A 1,592-nucleotide genomic window follows, 5' to 3' on the forward strand; every position below is an offset into this window, starting at 1 on the left:
CGGATTCGCGCCTCAGGACTCAGCGCAACGCGTTGCGCTGAGTCCTGAGGCTGTTGCAATGAAAATGAGAATCAAGGTGTTTTTATGAGATTGGCAAATCCGATACGTAGTTAGCGAATTCTGTTCGCTATTTGCTAACTATAGTGTTATAGTGTCAACCAAGGTAGTCATGACCATAACCGCTTGGCCACGAAGGTCTTTTCCCATTCCAGGGCGAGCGTAAGCTCGCTGCGGACCACTTCGGTGGTCTACTTAAACCCACGCTCACCCGGTGCGCCCGCGCTGGGATGCACGGGCGCACGAAGCTGGGCGGGTGTTACCGGAAGAACCTCTCCTTTCTTTGGGACGCTGCAACCGCAGCGAGAAAGGGGGTGTGCTTTATGGCACAGAAGTTACCTGATTCCGGAAACAACCATGTGGCCGGCCGACCTCGGGTGAAGCTGCGAGTTGAAAAGCGTAAGAAGGCTCCGTTTGACTTCCGAATGCTGATTCGACTACTTGAGCTTCTCGGCGCTTTTCTAGGAGTGCTTCACAAGCTCAAGTGCTTGTTGACTGGTTGGTAGCATCTCGTGGTAGCCCGCCCAGTATTTGCTTTTTAGCTCCTTTTAGTCTGTAAGGAGAGTGTGAAATGCTGGGCAATACGCTTAAAAGGTTACGGGGCATATATGGATACAGCGCCAAGGAAATGAGCGAATTGCTCGGCATCTCTAGTAGCTATCTTTCCGAAATCGAAAACGGGAAGAAAAAAGTCTCAATGGATCTACTTGATCGCTATTCAGAATTGTTTGGTCTTCGAGTATCGACGTTAGTGCGTTTTTCAGAAGACTATGAGGATGCAGAGCTGAACAACGCCGGCCAGAAATTCATCACATCCTTGATGTCGAAAGTGATCGAGGCGTACAGCAATGGCAAGTAGAGGCTACAAAATTGACCAGAGTCCTCTGTATAAGCTAAGCAATAAGCGTAAACTCGCTACGATTCTTCAGATGGAGTACTCTACGCTCCTTCATGCCAAGGACTTCATCAATTACACTGTCAGCGAAATTGAAAAAAGTTCTGGGGGATTCCGAACTATCTACAATCCATGTAGAGAGTTAAAGCAAGTTCAACGCCGCATAAAGAACTTGTTGAGCAGAATTTCGATTCCAAGCTGGGTATTCTCTGGACGCAAACACGTCTGCCATGTGGATAACGGCAAGTACCATGAGCATTCTATCTATTTTATTCAGTCAGATTTACACGCATTTTATGACTCATGTTCGCGAGAGCGCGTCTATCGACTTTTCAAAGATAGATTTAAATGCAGCAGTGATGTATCCGCCCTGCTTAGCGATTTAACAACACTTACGTTAGAAGACGGTTCCACTGTAATTCCAACCGAAAGTCCATGCGCTCAGCTTGTCGCTTTCTTTGCCTTTCAAGATATGTTTAACGAGTTGCATAATCTCGCGCGCAATAATGGTTGCAAGTTTTCCTTATACGTTGACGACTTAACCTTTTCTTCCAAAGCGCCATGGTCGCGCGCGCAGACGTGGTGTAAGGGCGTCCTGAGGTCCGTCGCTGCAAGTCCCGATGTTACTCCTTCTTGAGGC

At 47.8% G+C, this 1,592-nt stretch carries 3 protein-coding genes; all 3 read left to right on the top strand.

Features of this window, described 5'->3' with window-relative positions:
* Positions 1-380: 380 nt before the first annotated feature.
* The 3 genes from I2H19_RS09830 (at position 381) to I2H19_RS10150 (ending at position 1,589) form a co-directional block, all read left to right on the top strand.
* On the top strand, positions 381-563 hold the full coding sequence (locus I2H19_RS09830) for a hypothetical protein (RefSeq protein WP_195622544.1): 183 nt from the start codon (positions 381-383) through the stop codon (positions 561-563).
* Positions 564-628: 65 nt separating this feature from the next.
* Positions 629-916, top strand: coding sequence for a helix-turn-helix domain-containing protein (locus I2H19_RS09835; RefSeq protein WP_195622545.1), 288 nt, complete (start codon positions 629-631; stop codon positions 914-916).
* Positions 917-986: 70 nt separating this feature from the next.
* The gene (locus I2H19_RS10150) at positions 987-1,589 is read left to right on the top strand and encodes a reverse transcriptase domain-containing protein (RefSeq protein WP_411266904.1); all 603 of its coding nucleotides are present in this window, start codon (positions 987-989) and stop codon (positions 1,587-1,589) included.
* Positions 1,590-1,592: the final 3 nt, after the last annotated feature.

It is taken from the genome of Collinsella aerofaciens, assembly GCF_015560135.1.
Taxonomy (GTDB): Bacteria; Actinomycetota; Coriobacteriia; order Coriobacteriales; family Coriobacteriaceae; genus Collinsella; species Collinsella aerofaciens_AN.

What these genes read in the sequence shown, in the direction of transcription:
- I2H19_RS10150 (WP_411266904.1), top strand. Translation starts at nt 987, where the DNA reads ATGGAGTACTCTACGCTCCTTCATGCCAAGGACTTCATCAATTACACT.
- I2H19_RS09835 (WP_195622545.1), top strand. Translation starts at nt 629, where the DNA reads ATGCTGGGCAATACGCTTAAAAGGTTACGGGGCATATATGGATACAGC.
- I2H19_RS09830 (WP_195622544.1), top strand. Translation starts at nt 381, where the DNA reads ATGGCACAGAAGTTACCTGATTCCGGAAACAACCATGTGGCCGGCCGA.